Raw genomic sequence first — 24,922 nt, 5'->3', positions numbered from 1 at the left:
GCCCACTAAACACGCTTACAAATCTACGTTTTTTCTGTCCATATACAGATACAGTGCTCTTGTAAAAAAATCGTGAATTGTAATTTTCTCACTATTTCATAGGACAAAATCCAATCGCTTAAGACACATTCCGTACCGTTTACATATTGACTGTCAAGGTAGTGCCGGTTTATCGTTACTCAGGAATGGGAACATGCATAATTGTATTTTGGGGAGGAGCACGCCTTAACATAGTTTAATCGGGCTGGAAAAATTGAGTCTATTATCTTTGATTTTTAATAGATGCAGCCTGTCTATGTTTTCCACAAGGTTATAATGCTTTCTAAAATTAGGCTATCTATTCTATATTCCTAAGAGATTTACATTGCCTGTTCATTAATGAAGTATCGCCTCTTTGCTTGCCTGTTATGCCTTCTGGAGGTTGCTGCCTTGTCCGCTGTCGCTCAATTATCCATTCAGTTTCCAACCAGTCGTTTTGTAACACAACGTGGTCTAGACAATCAGGGGCGCCTCTATGTGGCTGCCAGACTGGCGCAGGCCGCCGATCGGATAGAGGGGCAACTAACGCCTGTAACTGCCGGACTGGGAACGACTACCAGCTGGCAGCTAATCCAGGCAAATGCATCGGCAGGCGTTGTTATAGGTTCGCTAACGGGGGCAGGGGGGTGGTATATACTAACGATACGGGCCATAAAAAACGGGGCTACGATAGCAGAAACAACGGTTCAGCCGGTAGGTATTGGGGAGGTATTCATTACGGCGGGTCAATCGAATGCACGTGGATTTGGTATTGGGGATAATGACCTGGGCGCGGTTTCTGACCGGGTCAGTTCCATTGATACCATCAATCATTATTACCCTCCTCCCTATGTGGCACTGTTCTCGTCGGGTAACCCAATGCCCTATGCTACTTATACGCCGCTGACAGCCGGAAAACGGGTATTCCCGATGGGCGAAAGCTCGTGGGCCTGGGGCGAACTAGGCGATTATATCGTCAACCGGTTCAATGTGCCGGTGATGTTCTACAATGCAGGCTGGGATGCGTCGACCATTGATAACTGGAGTAATACGGCCAAAGGTGAACCGGCGTGTAATCTTTTTAACTGTGTGGCGAACTGGCCTAACCTACAGCCTTACACGAATTTGCGGCAATTGATGAGTTATTATGGTGCTACAGGCGGCTTTCGGGCGGTGCTTTGGCAGCAGGGTGAGTCAGAGAACGCACGGCCAGCGACGATTCCTCTCTACGCCGCTCGCCTCGACTCGTTGATTCGGAAAGTGCGGCTGGATTTTAACAACCGTTCCATGCCCTGGGTCGTGGCGCGTGCATCTTTTACCGGCGAGGTAACAAATGCGGACGTCATTGCGCAACAGCGGCAGGTCATCCAGACACCTGATTTTAACGTCTTCGAAGGACCGCTGAACGACACGATCATCAACCGGCTAGGCGGTAAAGCTGATGTGCATTTCGGAAACGCCTTACGCCCGTCGCCACACCCGAAATACTACCTTAATCCGCTGGCAATTCCGGCTAACATGGGGCTATCCCGTTTAGCTCGAAATTGGAGCAATAGCTTGAGCGACAGTTTCTTTCAGACAGCCTCGCCTATTCTTCCCCTCTTATTTGCTGCCACTGGCGATGTTGGTGCAGCAGGTGGAGGTCCCTTTTCTGCTGGCGATAGCGTGCAGGTTTCGTTTACGCAACTGGGTACGTTCAACGCCGGTAACCAATGGGATGTACAGGTGCTGGATGCACAGGGCCGATTCCGGGCTACAATAGGGCGCGGTAGCCTGTCGCCGGTAGTGGTGCGCTGGCCGGATTCGCTGGCAGTGGGCACTTATCGGGTACGTGTCGTGTCAACAAACCCGGTAATGGCCGGTGCGCCTACGCCTCTTGTCAATTTGTTGCCGAAAACAGACCTGGATCTGAGCAGCAACGCCTCTCGCCGCGTGGTTTCGGTCAATGATACTGCAACCATCTTTCTGACAACCCGTAACAGCGGTGCTGTTCGGGCTCTTAATGTGAACTGGGCGTGTCGTTTACCTGCCAATATGGCGGCAACGGCCCTATCGGCCAACGTATCGGTTGGCAACGGGGTCGTGTCAGGTACGTTGCCTGTTCTGGAAGCGGGGCAGCATGTAACGCAGGCGTTTCGGGTAACGGCTACCGCAGATGGTACTTATCAGGTAGCCACGGAAATTATACAGGCTGAGAATGCCGACCCGGACAGTCAGCCAGGTTCAGGGACGGGCGATGGACAGGATGATGCCACTCAACTCGACCTACGGGTTGGATCTGGGGCGGCCACGTATACTTCTCCCAACCCAAACCAGAAACCGTTGCCGACGGTAAAGAGTAACCAGCCAACACCAGTGGCGAATTTGGCCGATCTGAACCTGCGTATGGTGGTGAGTACTCGAACGCCGAAACTCAACGATCTGGTCACCTATACGTTAATTGTAAGCAATGAAGGTGGGGCAACTGCCACAAACGTGAACACAACCGCTTACCTGCCCGACGGACTCCAATTCGTTGACAGCAATACGATGGGGCCTGGTGGGGGAGGAATCACCGGAACAACGTTATCACTACCTGCCGGGGCATCCACTACCATCAGTTTCAGGGCGAGAGTCACCACCGCAGGTTTAAAACATACCCAGGCGCAGGTACGTTTTGCTGCACCGGCCGATCCCGATAGCACACCCGGAAATGGATACCCGGTGTTGACCGGAGAAGATGATGAAGCTAATGTTGATCTGCGGGTGCTATAAGCCCACAAGACAGCTGTTAGCTATCAAGTGGGTTAAGCCACTTCCACTGCCTGTTTGCGTTTCTTGCCACCCCGTCGGGCGGTGTGCGTTGTATTTCGGTTGAAGAACCGGTAGATGATCGGGAAGATGAGCAGGGTTAGAATAGTAGCGGTGATCAGGCCGCCAATGACCACAATGGCTAGGGGTTTCTGCGTTTCGGAACCAATGCCACTGCTAACGGCTGCCGGGAGCAAACCAATTGCGGCCATCATGGCGGTCATTACTACCGGGCGAATCCGGGATTGTACGCCTTCAGAAATGGCCTGATCGAGTGTCATACCAGCGGTAAGATTGGCGTTGAACACCGAAATGAGGATAACGCCATTCTGCACACAGATACCAAAGAGCGCGATAAAACCGACACCCGCCGAAATGCCGAAGATCGTACCGGTGGCATGTAGTGCCAGGATGCCGCCGATCAGGGCAAACGGCACGTTGAGCAGCACCAGCCCCGCATCTTTAGCATTCCCGAACAGTACAAATAGAATCACGAAGATGGCCAGAAGGCTTAAGGGTACTACCTGGCCAAGCCGCTTCGAGGCACGTACCTGATTTTCAAACTCGCCCGTCCATTCGGGTTCATAACCTTTCTCGAATTTGACCTTTTCACGAACCCGTTGCTGTGCATCGGCAATAGTGCTGCCGAGGTCCCGCTCACGAACCGAGAATTTGACACCAATGAACCGTTTGTTTTTGTCGCGGTAAACAAAGGCCGGTCCGGTCAGGGTTTTGATCGTAGCAATCTCTTTCAGCGGAATTTTATCACCCCGGATCGTTGGCACCATCAGGAGCCCAATATCTTCTTCATTTTTACGGTAATCGGGCAGGTAACGTACCCGGATGTCGAACCGGCGTTCGCCTTCATAAAGTTGCGTAGCCGTTTTACCGCCAATAGCCATCTCAATAACCGCTTCAGCATCGCCTACCCGCACGCCGTAGAAGGCCATTTTCTGTTTATCAACATATATGCTGAGTTCGGGCTGGCCTACGTTCCGCAGAATCCCGACGTCTTTAATGCCAGGTACGTCCCGGATGGCGTCAATAACCTGATTGGCATATTTATCGAGCTCGGCCAGGTCGCTGCCAAATATTTTCACCGCATTACTGGCGTTCATGCCAGCCACTGCCTCGGCCACGTTGTCGATGATCGGCTGCGAATAGTTGTAGTTGATGCCCTGAAACTGCTTTAGCTTGGCATCCATCTCTTCGATCAGGCCGTCGGTCGTGATTGTCCGGGCCCATTCCTTTTTAGGCTTCAGGTTGACCTGCATTTGCACATAATAGAAGCCCGAAGGGTCGGTACCGTCATTTGAACGCCCCGTCTGCGACAGGACACCGCGTACCTCAGGAAACTCCATCAGTTTGCCACGCAGGGTATGCACCATTTTCACTGTTTCACCGAGTGAAGAACTCATCGGTAGCTTGGCTTCAACCCAAAGGGCGCCTTCATTCAATTGCGGCAGGAACTCGGTGCCCAGTAGCGTGGCCGAGGCAAAGCTGAGGCCCATAAACACCAGCGCGGCCAGCATACTGATTTTCTTGTGGGCATATGTCCAGGTAAAGCCTCGCGTGATGCTGCGGTTGAAGAAATTAACAATGAAGTTATTCTTCTCCCTCACGTTCTTGTTCAACAGCATAGAGCAGAGCACCGGCACCAGGGTCAGGGTGAAGATCAGCGCGCCGAGCAAGGCAAAACCGAGTGTCCAGGCCAGGGGGCTGAACATCTTACCCTCTACTTTTTCAAACGAAAAAATAGGCAGTAAGGCGGTGATAATGATCAGTTTGGAAAAAAAGACAGCTTTGCCCAGCTCGGTGCCTGTTTTGCGAATCAACCCCAGTTTGGCCAGTCTATTGAAGCGCTCCATGCCCACCTTATGGGCTTTATGGTCAAGCACCACAAAGATGCCTTCGACCATAACCACGGCTCCATCGATGATGATACCGAAGTCGACAGCCCCCATTGAGAGCAAATTTGCCGACATACCGCGCAGGCGCATACAGAGAAACGCAAACAGCAATGCCAGTGGAATAATAATACTGACGATGACCGTCGTGCGCCAGTCGGCCATGAACAGGAAGACAATGACCGTGACGAACAGAATACCTTCGGCCAGGTTATGCAGAACCGTTTCGGTACAAAAGGTCATCAGGTTGTCGCGGTCGTAGAAGGTGACCATCTCTACATCGTCGGGGAGCACCTTCTCATTCAGCTCGGCTATTTTTTCTTTTACCCGCCCCAGCACCTCCGATGGGTTCTCACCCTTGCGCTGTACAATGATGCCTTCAACAACATCGTCGTTTTTATCCAGGCCAACTTGCCCTACCCGGGGCTGATTTGATTCAATAACATCAGCAACATCCCGTACAAGTACAGGTAGACCACCCTGCTCATCAACAATGATGTTATTGATGTCGTCGATGTTGGTTAACAAACCAATTCCCCGTACCACATACGCCTGCCCGTTTTTCTCAATCACGTCACCGCCAACATTCAGGTTGTTCTGGGTCACGGCGTTATACACTTCGGAAGGCGTAATGCCGTACTTCTGAAGGAGTAACGGGTTGACGCTCACCTCATACGTTTTTTCGCGGCCACCAAACGCTACGATATCGGCTACACCCGCCACGGCACGCAACTGCCGGTCAATTACCCAGTTCTGAATCGTCAGCAATTCACGGGTATCGCGGGTAGGTGATTTGAGGGTGTACCGGAAAATCTCACCGGTGGGGCCATAAGGTGGCTGAATGTCGGGTTCTACACCTTCGGGAAGGGACACCGTTCGGAGCAGATTGTTTACCTGCTGGCGGGCAAAGAAATCTTCGACGTCGTCTTCGAAAATGATCTTCATGACCGACAGCCCGAACATGGTGATAGAGCGCACGTTGGTTTTGCGTTGCACCGAGTTCATGGCCACTTCGATCGGCACCGTCACGAATCGTTCTACTTCTTCGGCACTACGCCCGTTCCATTCCGTTACCACAATGATCTGGGTATTCGTAACGTCGGGAAACGCCTCGATCGGGGTTTTCAGGTAGCTGATAATGCCCGCTATGGTCAATGCGCCGACCATAAAAAACACGAAGAATCGGTTTTTCAGAGAAAACGTCAGGATCGACTTGATGAAGTTATTCATGGTTCTCAATGAGCGAAAGATTGAAAGAGCGACTGAGTGAATAGCTTTGCTCTATTCCCGTTGCCGGGCAATAAAGCCTGTCACTCTTTCGCTCTTTTAGTCTTTCACTCTTTAATCATTTAGCGCGTCGTAGATCAACAATTGCGACTGAGTGATCACCCTGTCGCCGGGTTGTAGCCCGCTGCGGATGTAGGCAATGTCGCCCTGCGAACGGTATACATTTACTTCACGCGTATCAATATGCTGCCGGTCATGGTAGACCATGACAAACTGTTTGTTCTTATCAAAAATCAGGGCGTGAGCCGGAATGGTCGGCATGGAGCCGCCTTCATCGAAAGCCAGCATGACCGTTGCATTCATGCCTGGTTTGAGCTTCATCTGTTCATTGGCTAGCCGGATACGTACCTGCATGGTTTTGGTGGCTGGGTCAAGTACGTTGTATACTTTATCGACAGTACCCCTGAATACCTTGTCGGGATAACTAAGGGTGCGTATCTGAGCCGGAAGCCCCAACTTGACCCGGCCAATGTCTGACTCGTTCACATTGGCCATGACCCAAATCTCGTTCAACTGCGAAATAGTGAACACGGCGTTGGCGTCGTCAGACCGCAGTTGCATACCCCGGTTAATATTCTTTTCCAGGACATAGCCCGAAATTGGCGCTTTCACCACTGACTGCGACTGCTTGTCGGCCCCGTAGATTTGCAGCACTTCGCGGAGGCGGGCCAATTCGGCCTGTTCGCGTTCTACCTCTTTCCGGGCCGCCACGACATCCCGTTCTGAGCTAAGCTTGTCGGTAAACAGATCCTGGGCTACCTGGAGGTTTTTCTGAGCCAGTCTGAGTTCGGCCTGTGCCTGCGCCACTTCGCTGTTGTACCCCGCTACTTCGCCCGACTGAATGACGGCCAGCGTTTGGCCTTTATTAACAAAATCGCCCAACTCAGCCCGTACATCCCGTACGTTGCCACCAACGAGGGGGAACACCCGGATCAGTCGGTTTTCGTCGGGAACCACGTGGCCAATGAGCCGAAGCTGGCTGCGGATGGGGAGCGGTTTCACAGCCTCTGTCTGGATCCGGCTGGCCATTGTATCGGTCAGGGCAAAGGCTGTTTTAGGCGCTTCAGTAGCCAATTTCTGTTCTTTTGAACAGGCAATTGCGGCCAGAACGAGAAGCAAAAAGATAGGTTTCATACGGTACAGTTACTTAAAAAGGTCGGTGCCCAATACAAACGATAGCTGTTCATACGCGGTGATTCGGTCAGCCCGTAGCCGATTGAGCTGTCTGACATTTTCCAGGTACGTTTCAAATAGATCGACAAACTCAATGAGCGCAATGTTGCCCTTCTCGAAATTCCGAAGCACGTTTTGACTCAGCTCATCAAATTGGGCCGGGAAACGAGCGTCGATACTCTGGAAAGCGGCGTTCGTCTGCTGAATTTGCTCAAGCGATGCGCGCACCTCATTCTCCACGATTGTCTGCTGGGTACGTTGCCCAAGTCGAAGAAACTGCCCCTGTGCGATGGCTGAGCGGATATTCCCCTGATTTCGATTGAAGACGGGGAGGTCCATGCCAACCGTAAGGCCCAAATAGTTGGTCACATAACTGGCATTCTGATCATAGAGCGCTCCCACACGCAGATCGGGTTTAGCCAGCGCCCGTTGCAGGTTTACGTTGGCATCGGCCTGTTGAATCGCCACCGCACTCCCCTGCAAATCAGGCCGATTGTCAAAGGCGACGGTGACAGCACGCTGTAACGTAGGCAAGGGTTGGTTATAACGGGCTGTGTCGCGCGGGGCCAGAACAGGCCGAATTGTTTGCGCTGTCTGAAGTAAAATGCGAAGATCGCGCTGCTGGTCAATCAGTTGGTTCTGAAGCTCCAGCTGGTCATTTGTCAATTGCAGGAGCAAGGCCTTTAAACGAACCAGCTCTTTCAGGGCGACATTAGACTTGGCGTATTGCCGCTCGAAGGCGGCAATGGTTTCGGTGAGTCGGACCCGGCGCTGGGCATATACCTGCAAGGTGTTCGTCGTGAAAAAAACGGAAAAGAACCGACTATGCACGTCAAAGCGCAGTGTACGCAGTAAATCGGCAAACTGAAGCTCGGTAAGCCGGGCCTGCTGCGTGGCTACAGCGACTCGTTTATTGCGCTTGCCTGCCAACAGAATTGTTTGCTGAATGGTTATCGCCTTTTGCCCATTTCGGCCCACATCGAACGCCTGACCAAGTGTTGGATTGAAGGCGTTGAATTCAAACGAAACAAACGGGTTTTCGTAAAGCTGGGCCTGAACGATCTGCGCCTGCGCCGCATCGATCTGAAATCGACCGGCCAACGCCTGAAGGTTTTGTTTTAAAAACAGACTGTCAGCCTGAAACAGCGTTACCGACAATGTATCCTGTGCTGCTGCCGTTGTAGCAACCGTTATACTAGCGCCCAGAAGAAGGGCGATTAACTTACCAATCATGTTTAGCGGATAAAAACGCTGCACCAGATCACCAATTCAGGAACCATAAAAGGCAGAATCCAGGGTGCTGTAACAAACTTTTTATAAGTATATTCTGCACGAACAACTACTTCACATATCCCTACAAATATCCCATCTATTAAACAGACTTTTAATTAAAAGGTGATTAATGTAAAAACACTGACACTGAATTCGGTATTAAAGAGAGATTAACTATCACCTATTTATGAAACGAAAAGACAGTTGCTGGCTGTTAATAGCCCTGCTTATGCTGAGTATAAATACGTTGTTTGCGCAAGAGTCCTATTTCAACGTACCTGAATCAGATGTAGCTAAAACCCACAAGATCAATGTTCAACAACAGTTTTCGATTCAGGACTATTATCGCTCACTAACCACGTTTAACTATGGATTAGGAAAGGACTGGGAAATAGGCGCCAACCTGCTCAATCTGGATTACTATCCTTCGCAGAGCCAGATTTTCCGTAACGATTCAACGAGCGAACGGGTCTATGCACCGCTGTTGATGGTTAATGCTCAAAAAATTATTAAACTGCCTCATAGTTTCCATATAGGTATTGGCGGGCAGGCAGGGTATAATTTAACGCCCAACAAGAGCCAGCGTCGGTTTGTCGGGTATGGGTATGTTAACCTCAATAAAGAGTTCTATCAGAACCACTATAAGCTGACAGCCGGGGCCTACACGGGACATGTCCGGTATTTGGGAAATGGGCCCACCATTGGGTTTCAAACTGGTTTTGATGCGGGTATACTATACCAGAAACTACACGTAATCGGTGACTGGATATCGGGCCAGCACGACGTAGGGCAACTGGCACTGGGGCTGGAAGTTTTTCTGTCGAAAAGCATACCACTGGCCATTGGCTGGCAACGCAGCAACCAGGACGGTACATCGGCCTTAATCGTTCAGCTGACTTATTCGCCAGATTAACGTCTGCCAGGCGAAAGAGGGCAACTAGCTCAACAGCAGCTAACTGCCCATGCCTGCGCGAACTGGCAGACGCACGGGTACAGCTAACGCCCGTCTCTACGGCTTCCTCTTTCCCTGATTACGTTTAATCCCGCTATATTGCTATTATTTTCGACTAACAACAGTTTCTATGAGAAGTAGCCTGATTACTCAGGTCAGCCTGGTAATTGCCATTATCAGCACGTGTCAGACAGCCAGTTGGGCCCAACAAGCCGACTGGCAAATTGTAGCTCAGACTATCAACCCGGCCAATTATTACGGCATCACGGTCGCTAACGGTATGATCGGCCTGGTGTCGTCTCCAGAACCCATGAAGGTGAAGGATGTGGTGCTCAACGGCGCGTTTGATACCTACGGCCGGGGGCGCGTATCGAACATTCTGAAGGTCTTCAACTTTGCCAACATGAACCTCGACGTTGATGGGCAGCGGATCGATCAGCGGACGATTACCAACTACCGCCAAACGCTTGATATGCAGAAGGCCGCGCTAACGACTACGTTCGATTATAAGGACAAAGTCAGCGTGAAGCAAACGGTTCTAGCGTTACGCCATTTACCTTTCTCAGCCCTCACCCAGGTAGACATTACCGCCAAGAAGGATTGCGAGATTGTCCCCATGTCGGTGCTGGAATCGCCGGAGAATTTAAAGGAAGTAAAGAACTTCTATTCCGAGATTGACCGACCCCATGTGACTATTCGACTACTGACGTCGGTGGCAAAAAGCCCTACCGGCCGTCATACAGTTGCGGCCTCGACGTCCTTTATTTTTGAAGAGCCACACGGCCAGGAGCCCGATGTGATCCACGAAGACTGGGATTACAACATGCACCTGGCCAAGTTTAAAAAACAACTAAAGGCCGGCCAAACATACCGTTTCAGTGTAGTTGGGTCTGTTTCATCAACAGCCCATACGGCCGATCCGCACAACGAAGCTGAACGACTGACCATTTTTGCCGCCTTGGAACGTACCCAGCGGCTGCTAAGCCGCCACCATGCGGAATGGGAAAAACTGTGGCAGTCTGATATTGTCATTGATGGTGACCCTGATGCCCAGCGGGCCGTTCGTCAGGCATTGTATCATCTATATTCATTCGCGCGGGAAGGAACGGCTTACAGCCTCTCGCCCATGGGTTTATCAGGCCTGGGTTACAACGGTCACGTCTTCTGGGATACCGAACTATGGATGTATCCGCCGTTGGTAATTCTGAAACCTGAACTGGCTAAATCATTACTCGAATACCGGTACGAACGCATGTCTATGGCCCGGCAGAATGCGTTTAGCCACGGCTACACCGGTGTAATGTTTCCCTGGGAGTCTGACGCGGATGGGCAGGAGGCTACACCGGTATGGGCACTTACCGGGCCTTTTCAACACCATATTACAGGCTGTATAGGCTGGTCATTCTGGACGTATTATCAGGTGACGAAAGACAAAGACTGGCTACGTACCCGGGGGTATCCAATGCTGAAAGAAGTAGCTGACTTTTGGGTTAGCCGCGTTGAAAAAGGCGCCGATGGGTTATACCACATAAACAACGTCATTGGTTCGAATGAATGGCAGGAAAATATCGACGACAACGCGTTTACCAATGGCATGGTGAAAACGGTACTGGGCATGGCGACCAAAGCCGCCCAGGAATTAGGGCTTTCACCCAATCCGCAATGGAATGTTGTGGCAGCAGGAGTTCCAATTCTGACCTTCCCGGATGGAACTACAAAAGAGAACCGGACCTATGACGGCGTGATGATCAAGCAGGCTGACGTGAACCTGCTGGCCTACCCACTAAAGATTGTAAACGACGAGGCTAAGATTCGTAAAGATCTGGCATACTATGCGCCCAGATACTCTCCTGATGGTCCGGCAATGGGCTGGTCTGTTTTATCGACGCTCTATACGCGGATGGGCGACCCCGAGAAGGGCTACGAATGGTTTGTCAGAAGCTATAAACCTAACGAAGTGCCTCCCTTCGGTGTGCTGTCTGAAACAGCGGGTGGTACCAATCCGTATTTTGCCACGGGAGCCGGTGGGATGTTGCAGGCCGTTATCAACGGATTTGGCGGTGTAGATATCACCGATGCCGGTATTGGTCAATTAAAAGGTCGCCTTCCTAAAAAGTGGAAATCGCTGACGATCAAAGGGGTAGGTGTTGATCGAAAAACAATAGTTGTGAAGTGATGGGTGGCTGGCAGTTAGTACCTATTTGTAGTAACTGCCAGCGAGACCTTATTTCCACTGTATATCTATTGAGTTTTCGGCTTTTGTAAAGGAGGCTGTTTCGGTTTGAACTGTCTTTTCGCTCAACGCCCCGTAAATGAGTTTCACGGCGTTTTCAATCCGCTTCCAGCCTTCTTCACTACGTAGATTAATGCCAACCATAGTTCGGTTGTTATCGGCCATCAGCGTCAGATAAGACATAGCTCCCACCGTAATGGCTGATATCGCTTCGTTGTCGACGTTTTCAACAAATGAAAGCTGCTTAACGAGCCGGGTAATCTCTTCATCCTGCACCTGGCTGGCAATATCGGCAACAGGATCACTCTCAATTGTATTGGCTTTTAGCAGTTCACGACTAGCCTTGTTGTTCCGAAATTGCCGGAACAGTTGCGTTAGCTGGCGGTGCCACAAGCGACTTAGCTCTTCCTCGTTATTGGGGCGGAGCTGCTCCAGCACGGGCTCAGAAAAGTTAGGATAAAGCTTACCCATTCGTATGTAATGAGCAATTAGGCCTTCCAATCCGCCGAAATAACGATAGATCAACACCTTACTGACACCAGCTCGTTCAGCCACGCGGTTTACGCCTACATCCTGTAAGCCACGTTCTGCTAGTACTTCTTCAAAGGCGTCAATAATACGTTGAGTTGTTTTGGCACGGTTCCTCCTAACTTTTTCCATAATAACAAGGCTCAATGGCTGATATTTTGTAACTCAGACGTACCTTTTTCTGTAAGGTCACTACATAACGTACCCAAACAGGGGATACATGTAAAAGATGAGCCAACTAACACGATATTATATATGTATATGCCTTTTGTTTAATCAAACATACATTATCTAAATAAATGACAGATCAATCTAAGAATAGTAACGACAGTATATGATTAGTAACATCTACACCAACCCACCAGTCAGGACGTTGGAATTTTCATGGAGGTCTGAATTGGTCGTAGCTTTCGGTCGGCATAGGGTAGCGGTAACAGGATCATCACTGACGTTCCTTTTTCGTGTTCTGTTTGCCACTGAATGACGCCCTGAAGCATAGCCACCCTTGACTCTATGTTGCCGATACCCAGCCCCTGCCGGACGCGCTCGTAGTTGAATCCCTGCCCGTTATCTGCATAGGTCAAATAGATCCGATCGTCGCGGTACCGGCAGGTAATATCTATCTGAGAGGCGTTAGCGTGTTTTAGGGTGTTGTTAATCAATTCCTGAACAATGCGATAAAGCATGATTTCAGTGTCGGTCGGGAACCGGGTTAAATTATCATCCATGTTGAGGTGTGCTTCAATAGCGCCCGTTGCGTTGATTCGATCAAGCAACTCCTCGAGAGCCGGCCCGAAACCATATTGTTCCAGCGTGCGTGGATTAAGTTCACGCAATAGGTCACGTACGTCACTGATTGTATCGTTTATCAGGCCGTTGATGGCATTACGTAGGGTACGTGGCGCTTCATCGTTGCTGACATAACGGGCAATCTGTGAGGTGTAAAGTTTCAAAGTGGCTAGTCGGGTACCTATCTCGTCGTGTAAGTCACGGGCAATGTCCCGTTTAACCTGCTCCTGAACATCAAAAGCCAATCTAAGCTGCTCGGCCTGTCGGTCGCGGAGCATGTTCTCTCGCCGACGTACCCAGATTAGCACGGCTGCGCTTAGGGCAAAGATGAGTAGCAATGCAAAAGGAATAGTACGCCAGAAGGGTGGATTGATCTGGATGATCAGCCGGTGTACCCGGTAACTCCACTGACCATCTTTATTCGCCGTTCTGACCTCCAGTACATAATTGCCGGGCGGTACGTTGGCATAGCGGACATAGTTCTTTTCGCCGGCCTGCACCCAGTCTGCATCGTAATTGCTAAGCCTGTACGAGTACTTATTCCGGTTATGGCTGAGGTAGTCCATAGCTGCAAACTCAAGGGAGAATGTGTTCTGGGCGTAATCGAGCAATAAGTTGGATTCATTCAGGCGGGCGTCTGTACCATACGGTTCGTCGTTCACACGTAGATTGTATAGATGAACCGCCGGGTTGGTGCGACTACCACGATATAGTTCGGGCCGGCAACTGTTGAATCCGTTAACGCCCCCGAATAAGAGGGTACCACTTTGCGTACGGAATAGGGCATTCCCATTAAATTCCAGGCCTTGAAGCCCGTCAGTCAATCCAAAATTTTTGATCTGTGTGTTGGCTACATCAAACCGGGCGATACCTCGGTTGGTACTGAGCCACAGGTTGTTTTGCGCATCAGGTAAGACACCGTATACAAAGGAATTGGCCAGACCATCCCGTTCTGTATATATCCTTATTTTGTTTGTTTGACGATCAAGGGCCGCCAGACCGCGATCTGTAGAAAGCCAGACAGCCTTCCGCGCCGGATCGTCATGTATGTGAAGAACCGTGAATCTGGCCAACCCGGTCATTAACCGTCGCCACGGCGCCGCCGATCCGTCGGGCGGCAGTTGATAGCAGCTGAAGCCGTTCAGGTACGTTCCCACCCACAGGCGGCGCGTATGGGGTTCCCACCGAAATGAGAATAGATTTTGATTGGCTAATTCAGCGCGTTTGACCCAGCGGCGGTTGGCCAGACTCAGTTGAAAAATGCCTTCTTCGGTGGCCGCCAGGACTGTATCGGCGCTTATGGCTATCATGTCGCGGGCAAAATTCTCCGTTACATCGGCCGGGCGCGTTTTTGCGGCGGGGAAAGCCAGCAATTCAAATGATTCGTTGCGCGGATGAAACAGATAGGCACCGCCAATCGTACCAACCCACATCCGTTTGTACGCATCAAGATAGAGGCGTTTGATTGGGTTATACATCGGCATATTGCTATGCGGTGTTGTAGTCAGATAATGCCGAAGTACCCGCCACGACGACTGATCCAGTACGTTAATGCCTGTTTCGGTACCAACCCAGACCGGCGGCTTTGGCAGGGCCTTATCGGCCGGAGTTACTGCCAGTTCAGTGAAGCCACGGATAGTGAAATTGGTTAACTGTTGATTGGCAGGGAGATGACTCTGCTGAAAATTTTTAGTGATTCCGTCGAAAGAGAACAACTCAGGGACCAGCTTCACCAGCCCGTTTGGATCAATATTCGCCCACACGATCCCCTGGTTATCGACCAGTATTTTATTGATTTCGAACTGCCTGATGGCCAGTATGTTGTTTGATGGGCTTTCGATGTTGCCAAAGAGCCGGGTACGTTTATCGAAATAAAAAATGCCCTGTTCGCGGGTGCCGATCCAGAGACGTCCCTGCTGGTCTTCAGACAGGCTGTAAATAGGACCAAGTTTAGCCGCTCCTACTGCCGCGTAAGTGCGTGACAGGCCAGATTTATAATCAAAACGGACAAGGCCATTGGCAGTGCCAATCCAGGCAATGTTGTCGCCGTCAATATGGAAGGAGAAAACAGTTTCTGGTTGCCCAAACTCGTTCGTTATGTGGGCACTGAAATAACGGTGGAGCTTTTTTTCGGATAAATTATACCGCAGTAAACCAACAGAGGCATGTAACCAGATATCGCCCGCCGGTGTGCGGGTCGTAGAACTCTGAAGGTCATACTCGTGCCTGGGCTTCAGGGCGGGATGCAGTACTCGTTTCTGGCGAAGGCGATAGTTCACCGACACCAGCCCTTCAGCGTCGCTTAGATAAAGTAGTTCGTTGTCGTCGGCAAAAAAGGGGAGTGTACGGGAAGGGGCCGGTCGTGTTCCAGGCTTTGCCAATGATGTATAGAAGCAGGTAAACTGATCCTTCCAGCGATCATACCGGTTTAGGCCTTCTTCAGTGCCGACCCAGATGGTACCCTGTTTGTCTTCAATGATGCCAAAGATATTCACCCCCCGAATACTGCCCGGACGACGATCGTCGGGGCGATAGGTTAGGAACCGGTGACCATCGTAGCAGTTCAGACCGTCCTGTGTGCCAAACCACATGAAGCCACGGGAGTCTTTAAGAATGAAATAGACTGAACCCTGCGTGAGGCCGTCATCGACGCCAATGTGGTCTATCCGGTAATGAATAGGGGGAAGCAACGGGTCTGCGAACGCAGAACCAACTACCGACAACAGAATATGGAGGACCATAGCCCACCATCGCGCTGTACGCGTAATTGCTTTTCTCATCGCCTAGGTTGTTAACCCCTTGTTACTGAACCGAATTATACGAAAAAATCACTACACTAAAGCCAGTGATATAGGCTATTTCTACTACCCGTATAAAAACGGCTTACCAACAAGCAAGCCAGGTACTAAAAAAAGCCCTCCTTAGCGAGGGCTTTACAATTAATCATCAACGAAACAGCTGATAGCCTGGGTACGTAGCTGCCTAGGCTTTCAGCGCAGTGTAATGCTTGTAGAAATAGGGGATGGTCTCAATGCCCTTATAAAAATTGAAGAGGCCGTAGCTTTCATTGGGCGAATGCAGGGCATCGGCATCGAGGCCAAAGCCCATCAGAATACTTTTGATACCCAATTCTTTCTCAAACAGTGCCACAATGGGTATGCTACCGCCTCCACGTGTGGGAATGGGTTTCTTGCCCCATGCTTCCTCAAACGCTCGGCTTGCTGCTTCGAACTCGATAGAATCCGTTGGCGTGACATACGGGAAACCACCGTGATGCGGCTTCACGCTCACAGTGACCGACGCTGGGGCAATAGCCTTGAAATGGGCAGCAAACAACGCCGTAATCTCGTCGGGCGTTTGATTGGGTACCAGCCGCATGCTGATTTTGGCTGATGCTTTCGAGGGTAGAACGGTTTTAGCGCCTTCGCCAATGTAACCGCCCCAGATACCATTGACATCCAATGTGGGCCTGATCGAGGTACGTTCGTTTGTCGAGTAACCGGCTTCGCCAAACACGTCACCGATGCCCAGATCCCGTTTGTATTCATCGAGGTCGAAAGGAGCTTTGGCCAGCTCGGTCCGCTCGTCATCAGACAGATCAACAACGGTGTCATAAAAACCGGGAATGGCGATTCGGCCGTTTGCGTCTTTCAGGGAGGCAATCATGTCACAAAGAACGTTCACCGGATTGGCTACCCCGCCCCCATAGACACCCGAATGCAGGTCGCGGTTCGGACCAACCACTTCTACCTCCACATACGACAAGCCCCGCAAGCCCGACTCTACCGAAGGTACGTCGTTGCTGATGATGCTTGTGTCGGAAATCAGAATGACATCGGCGGCGAGCTTTTCCCGGTTCGCCGCCACGAAGTCGCCCAGGTGGTCGGAGCCGACTTCTTCTTCACCTTCGATCATCACTTTTACATTGCAGGGCAACGTGTTGGTCGCCAGCATGGCTTCCAGTGCCTTGATATGCATGTAAAACTGCCCTTTGTCGTCGCAGGCACCACGGGCGTAAATGCGTTCATTACGAATTGTTGGCTCGAAAGGTGGTGTGTCCCAAAGTTCATACGGATCGGCAGGCTGCACGTCGTAATGACCGTAAACAAGCACCGTCGGTTTGGTTGGGTCAACGATCTTCTCGGCGTAAACGATGGGATGGCCCGGCGTTTCGATCACCTCGGGCCCATCGAGACCGGCGTCGGCAAGGCGATCACGGACAAATTCGGCGGCACGCCGCACGTCGCCTTTAAAAGCGGAATCTGCCGATACGGATGGAATACGAATCAGATCGAACAGTTCGTCCAGGAACCGTTGTTTATTATCAGCCAGGTAGGTTGAGAGCATAATGGTACCAGTTTGTAGGATGAGAAGTGCTGAATAGCCAGTTAGTCAGGACGAACACACATCACCGCGTTGACTAACAGCTTCAGGTTACACCTTTCGATTTCGTTTGATGAGGATTGTCCGACTTTCGTTGCCGTGCAGTAAACGGCCTATGTTTTTCTTGTGGGTGATCACGACAACGAGAAAGATCACAAACCCGAACGCGATCAGGAGGGGGCTTTCTGGCTGCCCCGACACCCGAAGCAGCAACAGAACCGGAAAAGCGAGAGCCGCTACAATCGACCCCAGGGAAACATATTGCGATGCGATCACTACCAACAGCCAAACGCCAATGCATATGGCTGCCACCTCGGGTTTGATAGCCAGCGCCATACCCAGCAGCGTGGCTACGCCTTTACCACCACGAAACTGGGCGAAAACAGGAAACAAATGGCCCAGAACGGCCAGAAAACCAAACAGGAGCTGGCAGCCCAGCACTTCATCGGGCGATAACGTACCCAGCGCACTCAGAATATGAACCAGCGATGCCGCCGCAAACCCTTTCAGTACATCGACAAGCATGACAACCGTGCCCGCTCGTTTCCCCAACACCCGGAACGTATTCGTCGCTCCGGCATTACCACTGCCATGTTCACGAATATCTATGTTGAAAAAGGCGCGTCCGTACCAAACGGCTGTCGGAATCGATCCCAGTAGATAGGCCAGCAAAGCAGCTGGGGCAATAGATAAGGTCATTAGCGCGAGCGTAAGGAAGGCTGATCCAGACCACAACTTGTTGATCTGACTCCAAATTTAGGAAAAAACTAATGAACGCCTCTTAACGCTATCTACTGGGTTTTTCAGTTACCTAATAGTCACTCTATCGATTACTTGCCGCCGACGATCACCTCCACCAGCGCTTGTTCGGTCAGGTACGTCTGGGCCATCTGTTGCACGTCGTCGGCAGTCACGGCCCGGATATGGCTGATGTAGCTGCTTAAAAAGTCGGCTGGTAAACCATCGAGCAAGATGAGTTTATATCGGTCGGCAATCTCAAACGGTGTATTTAACGATCCCACAAACTCACCAGCCATGTAATTCTGAACGGTCGTCAGTTCGTCGGCAGGAGTGGGTTCGGTCTGTAACCGATGGATTTCTTTCCAGATTTCGTCGATGGTCTGCTGGGTAAACTCACGTTTTACGTCGGTACCGATCAAAAATTGCCCGGCCTGCCTAAATGCTCCTACGTTTGACGAAATGCCATAGGTAAAGCCTTTGTCTTCGCGGATGTTTTTCATCAACCGTGAGCCAAAGTACCCACCCAGAATTTCGTTCGTGACCAGCATTTTATAAAAGTCTGGATGATCGCGCTTGAACAGAACCCGCCCTAACCGAATGGTCGACTGCAAACTGCCAGCCTTCTCGATCAGGTCAGGAGTAGTGTCGGTATGGATACTCGGTGGTGTTGCCGCCTGGCTGGGTACGTTCGCCTGAATAGGTAATTGGCCCAGGATGTCGTTGACGAGCGCCGTTTCCGTAAGCGTGACCTGCCCGGCGAGCAACACCCGAAAAGGCTGCTGACGAATGTACTGGTTATAGAAGGCTACAGCTTCGCTACGGGGCAACGCACCTACGGTATCGGGGTGCTGGCTACGGCCATACGGGTGCGTAGGGCCGTACAGTTTCTGCCGGAACCGCACACTGGCCAGATGACTGGTTTTCTCGTAACTGACTTTGAGGTTTTGCAGCGTGATCGTGCGCAGGTCCTCGAACTCTTTTTCTGGGTACGTTGCCTCGGTGAGTAGTTCCGCCATAAGAGGCAGTACGTTGGCAAGATGCTTGGGCTGACAATACACAACCAGACTGCCGCGATCAAAACCACTGTTCAGTTCCAGGAAAGCGCCATACCGGTCAAAGGCATCACTGATCTGGGCCGACGTGCGTGACGTGGTACCTTCAGACAACATTTTCCACGCGAAAAAAGAAGTAGCTGGCTGGTTCTCATACCAGGCGCCCGCGTCGAAGTTCACTTCAACCCGTATAACTGGCTGTTGATCGAAAGCAACGATGTAAAGTGGTGCTCCGTTGCTCAGTTGTTGGGTGTCTACGCTAGTAAGACGGATGTCCTGAACAGGTTGGTAATCGGGGGCAAGAGTGCGGTCGAGTGATATCATCTGGTAATGAAAAACCGGCAACCCACCGTAATGGATTGCCGGTATAAGAACTGTGCGTATCGAAATTAGTTCTCGCTGTCGGCTGTTTCCGAATCTTCAGCGGCCCGTTGATTTTTGTTGAAATTGAAGAGCAATGTTACCCGAAAGGTGTTTGCCAATGGGCTACCTGAACGAACGGGCAGCAGGTACGAGAAATCGACACCCAGTGACGGAAGCCGGGCACCTATACCAGCGGTAGCATACTGCCGACCACCTTTCTCAACCGATTCGCCGAAATAACCAACACGAGCCGCAAACTGGTCGTTATACCAGTACTCGGCCCCAAACGAACCAGTGATCTCTTTCAATTCTTCGCTGAAGCCATTGGGGGCATCAGCAAACGAACCGAATACAGCGCTTAGGTAAGGGCGGTTTGGGTTTTGACCCGATACAATAACTTTCTGATTACCTACTATCTGATAAATTGGCGGGGTTGGCACCATAAGCTTATTCAGGTCGAGCACAAAGTTGAATTTATTGACCTGATCGGCATGGTAGGTGAACATACCACCCAGCCGGAAGTTGGTTGGAATAAAATACCGTTCCTGACTGCCGTAGTTGATCCGACCGCCCAGGTTCGAGATCATGACGCCATACGCCCAGCTAATGCCTTTGCCCGTAACATCATCCCGAATCGAGTTGTTGTAGTAAGCGCTAAGATCAAATGCAGCCGTTGAACCAGGTTGAATAGGTGTTTGGCCACTGCCAAACGACACGCCGCCCCCCAGGTTGGAGTTGAGGTACTTGACGTTGACGCCCATCGAGAAATTGCGGGCTAATTTCTGCGAAAAACTAGCTGTTAGCGCGTATTCCCGCGAGTTGAACGACCCGGCCGATACACCCTGATTGGTCGTGAAGTCAATCGTGCCCAGGTCGAAATATAGCAGTGATAGGCCAATGACCTGGTTTTTGTTTATTTTTTTATAGCCCGAGAAGTATCCATAATACATATCGCCGATGAGGTCACGTAGCCAGGGTGTGTACGACACCGACGCGCCTGCATTCTGCTTTGCATAGACCAGCTTAGAGGGATTCCAGAAAATTGCGTTGGCATCAGGATTATCCAGCGCGACCCCGGCGTCACCAAGTGCCCCCGACCGGGCATCGGGCGTGAAATTCAGAAAGGGCACGGCCGAGTTGGGAACCCGTTGCACCTGACCCGCCAGATTAGTAAACGACGTCACCTGGGCTACGGCCACTGAGCTTGTTACGAAGAAGCCTGCGCTAAGTAGCAAGCTGAAGTACATACGATTCATAAATCCGTTTTAATGGTCTGTCAGTGTGGTGGCCAACGGGCTGCTGTACTGCATGACTGTCAAAATTACGAGGTTTCTGCGTGTAGAAAAAAAACGTTTCTATCAGTTGGTAAAAAGTAAACGACTACTGGCCTTTGCCTTTTCGCCAGTTTCAGGATTAGTCAGTTCAGTTTGTAATATATAAACGCCTATAGGCAAAGGGAATGCCAGTTTATTGTACGAACCAATAGACACTGTTTCTGCGCAGTCATAACACGCTCCCTGTTGCTCCAGCAAACTTTTTCCGTTGAGCGATAACAACCGCCATGTCCAGGTCAATGGCTGGCCGGGGCGGTTATGCGTTAACAGCCATTGGCTCTGGTCCTGCACCGGATTAGGGGCACCGACTAACCGTTGAATAGTCAGTGCAGGCTTGTCGGTGACTACAAATGCCAACGTAGCCTCGGCCAGATTATTGTTAAGATCAAACACGCGTGCTCTGACTACATAGTTGCCGGGGGCCATATCGCGCAGGGGAATAGCAAACTCTCCCTGCTTTCCATCTGCCGAACCCGTAAAATAATCAGCAATTCGACTGGGCGTGGACGTATCCAACTGAAGGGTTGGACCGTGATTGGCCGCAGTCTGGGTCAGGTTGATGCCCGTTTCATCGGCAACTTGCAGCCGTATGGTTACCGTTGGCCCCGTAGCCGTAGGCTGCGTGGCTGCTGGGTCAACATTTGCCAGGGTAAGCGTCAAGGTAGGCGGCTTCGTATCGGTAGGCAACGTACCTGCGCCACCTATCACCAGGTTCTGATAGCCACCTACGGCATCGCTGAGGCTATCGGACCGAACGGCGTAGGCGTATACCCGACCAAAACCAAACGCTGGGGCTACGTCGGTGGGTACCGTGAAACTAACCTGAAAACGCCCCTGCTGCACGGTAGCCTGTCCGGCAAATAACAGACTTTGATAAGCTTTGTAGGAAAAAGGATTGCTTTCGGTACCTCGTGTTGTCAGCGCGAGCGGTTTATCATATACCAACACGCGTACGGTACCTGCAAAGTCAGTTGAAACCACTGTGCTACTTTGCGGACGAACCTCGCCCTGGAGCGTAACACGCTGGCCAGCGCGCAGTGTGTCGGTGCGGGTAGAATTCAACACGTTGTCGTTGAGACGCGTGAATGTTACGTTTTGCTGCGGGTAAGCCAGGCGCATCGATGGGTCGCCGAGGAGCGTGAAGTTGCGGTTCTGTACACCACTGATGCTGTTGTTTTTCGTATCACGCATAACATCACCCAGGCGAGGTAAACCGCCTTCAACCGCCAGAAAGATGGCCTTGTAAAAGGCTTCGTTCAATAGATAATTGGTGTTGGCAAAAACAGGCCGAGTGGTGGTGAGCAGCCCAATGGCCCCACCGGTCCGATCAAGCTGGGCCAGCTCTGCCCCCGACACAACGTTGGGGTCGTCGTATCGGCCAAATTCGCAGGTAGCCGTAATGAATAACGGCATTCGACTGTTTGTCCACGACAAAATATCCTGAACGGTCAGTATCTGTTCCTGCGCCCAACCCGTTTCGCCGCCATGCCCGGCATAATTGATCAATAACTGCCCTTCGTCGATGGATCGGTTGATGGCTTTGTTAACGGTTGGTGCCCGCTCGGTGACCAGGCCAGCGGGTTGCCCGGCAAGTGTGATGGTGTCCTGTTTGAATGCATCCAGAAACAGCCGCTCTGGTCTGAATTCCGGGTGGCGAGCCTCGACCAGACTAGCTAACTGGTCTTCGTCATTCTGATGAATATTTCCGTCCCCATCATCGGCAACCAACAGCAGTTTCGTTCGCCAGTCGCCAAGCAGTCGTTTATCGGAGGCATAACGGATGAGCTTGTCGACTACGTTTCTGGCCTCAGCCGCTGATTTTACCGCCAATCGCCCCACGCCAATATCGAGCCGTGTATTGTCGCTATACGTTTCGGGCCATTCGCCATCTTCATCTTTCAAAAAGCCGAAGTAGTCATCAGACGAAAACGTACGCACCGGATCGAGTGATTCAAGGCTTTCATACGTGGGAATAAGATTACCCGTTTCGGCTGGCGTCAGCGATTTGGTTTTTCCCCGATAATCATACGACGCGTCGCCCATCAGTAGAAGATACCGTAACGTACCTGGCTGTTTTGTGGCGAAATAGCGGGCCGCATCCCGAATCGCCGTAACATCAGGTTGCCCGGACGAAAATTCATTATACAGTTGGGCTGTTGTAACAACTACGACACGTAGCTTATCATTGGTTCGCCGGAACTGGGCTAGCCTTTCGGCCTCATTGCGCCAGGCTGAGGGAGTAACAATAAGCAGGTTTGGTGTTGCCTCTGCCCGGATGTTCTGATTGGCAACTGGATAAATGGCCGCAGGAACGCGCACTTGCTGCGGCGTATGGACGTAGAAAGAGGCTGTATCCGATGTAGCCCAGGTCGCTTGCGTGCCCGCCAGGGTGTAGGCCTGTTGCACCGGAGTGGATGGGTTAACAACATCCCAGATCAGCAGATCGCCCGTTGCCTGCCTGGCGGTGTAGGTACCCCGTCCGCCCCGTACCAGTGTGGGGACGTCGTACTGCCGAATTTCCCGCCGCGTCTGAACGGCTACGTAATTGAGGTAAGCTACTGCGCCACTGCCATTTTGCCGGTCAAACGTTAGGGTTAATCGTACTTCGTCTGATGTAGCAGGCAGACTAACCTGGCTCGTCACCGTTCGGGCCGATCCCCTGGGGGCAAATCGATAGCCGCTGATGGCCTCAAACGTAACACTTGTCAGTACAGTGTTGTCAAGAGATACATAAAAAGCTGACGGAGATAATGACACGCCTACTGCCGAGAGCGTTACGTAGGCCGGTGCACCAGCCACGCGCCCTGGTAATTGAAAAGGAACAAACTGTTGTGGGTACGTTCCGTAATAATCACCCAACCATTCCCGCCCCGAATTGATCAGGTTTGTGGTGTCATGTTCGTAATAAGCGTAGTGATCGAAGGTGGTGATGACCGGAAGGCCAGCGGCAGGCACCGATTGCCGGGTGGCGATCCGCGCCCCCGTTTCTGAGCCGATAGTCAGAAAATAAAAAGTAGTATCGCTATACGGATTGATTTGATGCCGGAATCGTCCCGTAACTGGGTCTTTGGTACTAGTCTGAGGCCCCTGCGCGTAAAAACGGAGCACATCACCAGCATCGAAACGGCCATCTGCTTCGCCTGTTACCTGGATGGAATTTTCCAGTAAGTCGGCCGGACGAGCGGCTGCGTTGGCTTGAGGAAGAGGTGCGCCGCCATTGCCATACAACCTGAATTTACGCGGATCGGCCGTCCGAAAAGCAGGATCCAGGGCCGTTAACGTGGTGTAATCGAGTTGGTAGATGCCCGTACCGAGTACCCCGATCTTATACCATGCACCGGACTTAAGTACCGACTGGGCCTGAACTGGCTGAACAATGTGTACTATACACTGTACAAGCAATAGCCAGCGTACACCTGCCAGGCTCAATAACTTACTACGGCTGTTTAGTATAGTTTGTACATTGCTCATATAGTTTCATGGATTGGCATCACCAGCGCATCGGCCAGTACAGCATATGAACGGCCTGACTGGACATCTTTACAAACGATGCGGGTGCGGCGTAACTTACCCCGGATATATCTTTTTTTCTGAAAGTGAAACAGCTGGCTTTCTGGCAGTTGATGAAGTGCTTGCCATGCCCCGTCAAGGGGCTGAGGCTTTTGGGGGTCATACTGGCGAAGGGCTCGCATGAGCAGGGGCTGGGCTGAGGTCGTAGCCGCTGGGCGTGTCATATAGTAACGCAGCGGAATAAGCACATCGTTCGGAAAAACGGCTTCTACCAGTAACGGACTCATTAGGCGCTGGAACTGTGTTTGCCAGGTACGTCCATGAGGCTTTCCATGTCGCTTGAAGGTATGATAAACGGCGCAATGAGCGACCTCATGAACGTAGGTTATCAGAAACGCATACGGATTGAGATCAGCATTGACTGTAATATGGGTTGTGCCATTGGGCATGGCGCGGAAATCGCCCAGACGGGTCCGTCTAGGCTTAACAATTCGGAGCGCAAATGGAAATTGCTGCTGTAGTTGTTGGCAATACTGAACGGCAAGCGCAGGTACGTGAAGATGGAGTTGATGAAGCACAGAGGTATAAAA

At 51.3% G+C, this 24,922-nt stretch carries 14 protein-coding genes; 3 read left to right on the top strand and 11 right to left on the bottom strand.

All coding sequences use genetic code 11. From position 1 onward, the window contains the following. The first annotated feature begins 378 nt into the window (after window positions 1-378). Window positions 379-2,772: a sialate O-acetylesterase gene (locus ACAW75_RS02060; protein ID WP_370727001.1), complete on the top strand. Its 2,394-nt coding sequence runs from the start codon at window positions 379-381 to the stop codon at window positions 2,770-2,772. Between the two features lie 32 nt (window positions 2,773-2,804). Here the strand turns inward: ACAW75_RS02060 and ACAW75_RS02055 are convergent, their stop codons facing one another. The 3 genes from ACAW75_RS02055 to ACAW75_RS02045 form a co-directional block, all read right to left on the bottom strand. Continuing rightward, window positions 2,805-5,945 carry an efflux RND transporter permease subunit gene (locus tag ACAW75_RS02055; RefSeq protein WP_370727000.1) on the bottom strand — a complete coding sequence of 1,047 codons (3,141 nt, stop codon included), beginning with the start codon at window positions 5,943-5,945 and terminating at the stop codon, window positions 2,805-2,807. A 111-nt stretch (window positions 5,946-6,056) separates the two neighbouring features. Continuing rightward, the gene (locus ACAW75_RS02050; RefSeq protein WP_370726999.1) at window positions 6,057-7,136 is read right to left on the bottom strand and encodes an efflux RND transporter periplasmic adaptor subunit; all 1,080 of its coding nucleotides are present in this window, start codon (window positions 7,134-7,136) and stop codon (window positions 6,057-6,059) included. A gap of 9 nt (window positions 7,137-7,145) precedes the next feature. Continuing rightward, window positions 7,146-8,408: a TolC family protein gene (locus ACAW75_RS02045; protein ID WP_370726998.1), complete on the bottom strand. Its 1,263-nt coding sequence runs from the start codon at window positions 8,406-8,408 to the stop codon at window positions 7,146-7,148. A 226-nt stretch (window positions 8,409-8,634) separates the two neighbouring features. On the opposite strand from ACAW75_RS02045, the gene ACAW75_RS02040 reads away from it, so the two are divergent. Beyond that, complete coding sequence (locus tag ACAW75_RS02040; RefSeq protein ID WP_370726997.1) at window positions 8,635-9,360, top strand: hypothetical protein; 726 nt, start codon at window positions 8,635-8,637, stop codon at window positions 9,358-9,360. Window positions 9,361-9,529: 169 nt separating this feature from the next. Beyond that, complete coding sequence (locus ACAW75_RS02035; RefSeq protein WP_370726996.1) at window positions 9,530-11,575, top strand: kojibiose hydrolase; 2,046 nt, start codon at window positions 9,530-9,532, stop codon at window positions 11,573-11,575. Between the two features lie 48 nt (window positions 11,576-11,623). On the opposite strand, the gene ACAW75_RS02030 is transcribed toward ACAW75_RS02035, so the two are convergent. From ACAW75_RS02030 to ACAW75_RS01995, 8 genes are all read right to left on the bottom strand, one after another. Further along, entirely contained in the window at window positions 11,624-12,292 is a 669-nt protein-coding gene (locus ACAW75_RS02030) for a TetR/AcrR family transcriptional regulator (protein WP_370726995.1), read from the bottom strand. 233 nt (window positions 12,293-12,525) lie between these two features. Next, on the bottom strand, window positions 12,526-15,690 hold the full coding sequence (locus ACAW75_RS02025) for a ligand-binding sensor domain-containing protein (protein WP_370726994.1): 3,165 nt from the start codon (window positions 15,688-15,690) through the stop codon (window positions 12,526-12,528). A gap of 241 nt (window positions 15,691-15,931) precedes the next feature. Next, the gene (locus tag ACAW75_RS02020) at window positions 15,932-17,296 is read right to left on the bottom strand and encodes a dipeptidase (protein WP_370726993.1); all 1,365 of its coding nucleotides are present in this window, start codon (window positions 17,294-17,296) and stop codon (window positions 15,932-15,934) included. 87 nt (window positions 17,297-17,383) lie between these two features. After that, window positions 17,384-18,031: a glycerol-3-phosphate 1-O-acyltransferase PlsY gene (gene plsY / locus ACAW75_RS02015; protein WP_370726992.1), complete on the bottom strand. Its 648-nt coding sequence runs from the start codon at window positions 18,029-18,031 to the stop codon at window positions 17,384-17,386. A 131-nt stretch (window positions 18,032-18,162) separates the two neighbouring features. Next, window positions 18,163-19,446: a M16 family metallopeptidase gene (locus tag ACAW75_RS02010; RefSeq protein WP_370727099.1), complete on the bottom strand. Its 1,284-nt coding sequence runs from the start codon at window positions 19,444-19,446 to the stop codon at window positions 18,163-18,165. 68 nt (window positions 19,447-19,514) lie between these two features. Then, entirely contained in the window at window positions 19,515-20,744 is a 1,230-nt protein-coding gene (gene porV, locus ACAW75_RS02005) for a type IX secretion system outer membrane channel protein PorV (protein WP_370726991.1), read from the bottom strand. 102 nt (window positions 20,745-20,846) lie between these two features. After that, entirely contained in the window at window positions 20,847-24,293 is a 3,447-nt protein-coding gene (gene porU / locus ACAW75_RS02000) for a type IX secretion system sortase PorU (protein WP_370726990.1), read from the bottom strand. Beyond that, complete coding sequence (locus tag ACAW75_RS01995; protein WP_370726989.1) at window positions 24,290-24,910, bottom strand: SprT-like domain-containing protein; 621 nt, start codon at window positions 24,908-24,910, stop codon at window positions 24,290-24,292. Before ACAW75_RS01995 ends, porU begins: the two co-directional genes overlap by 4 nt. Window positions 24,911-24,922: the final 12 nt, after the last annotated feature.

Origin of the sequence: Fibrella arboris (genome assembly GCF_041321095.1) — a bacterium.
GTDB lineage: Bacteria > Bacteroidota > Bacteroidia > Cytophagales > Spirosomataceae > Fibrella > Fibrella arboris.
The sequence above is the reverse complement of the archived record's forward strand: the minus strand, read 5'-3'. Positions and strand labels throughout refer to the sequence as shown.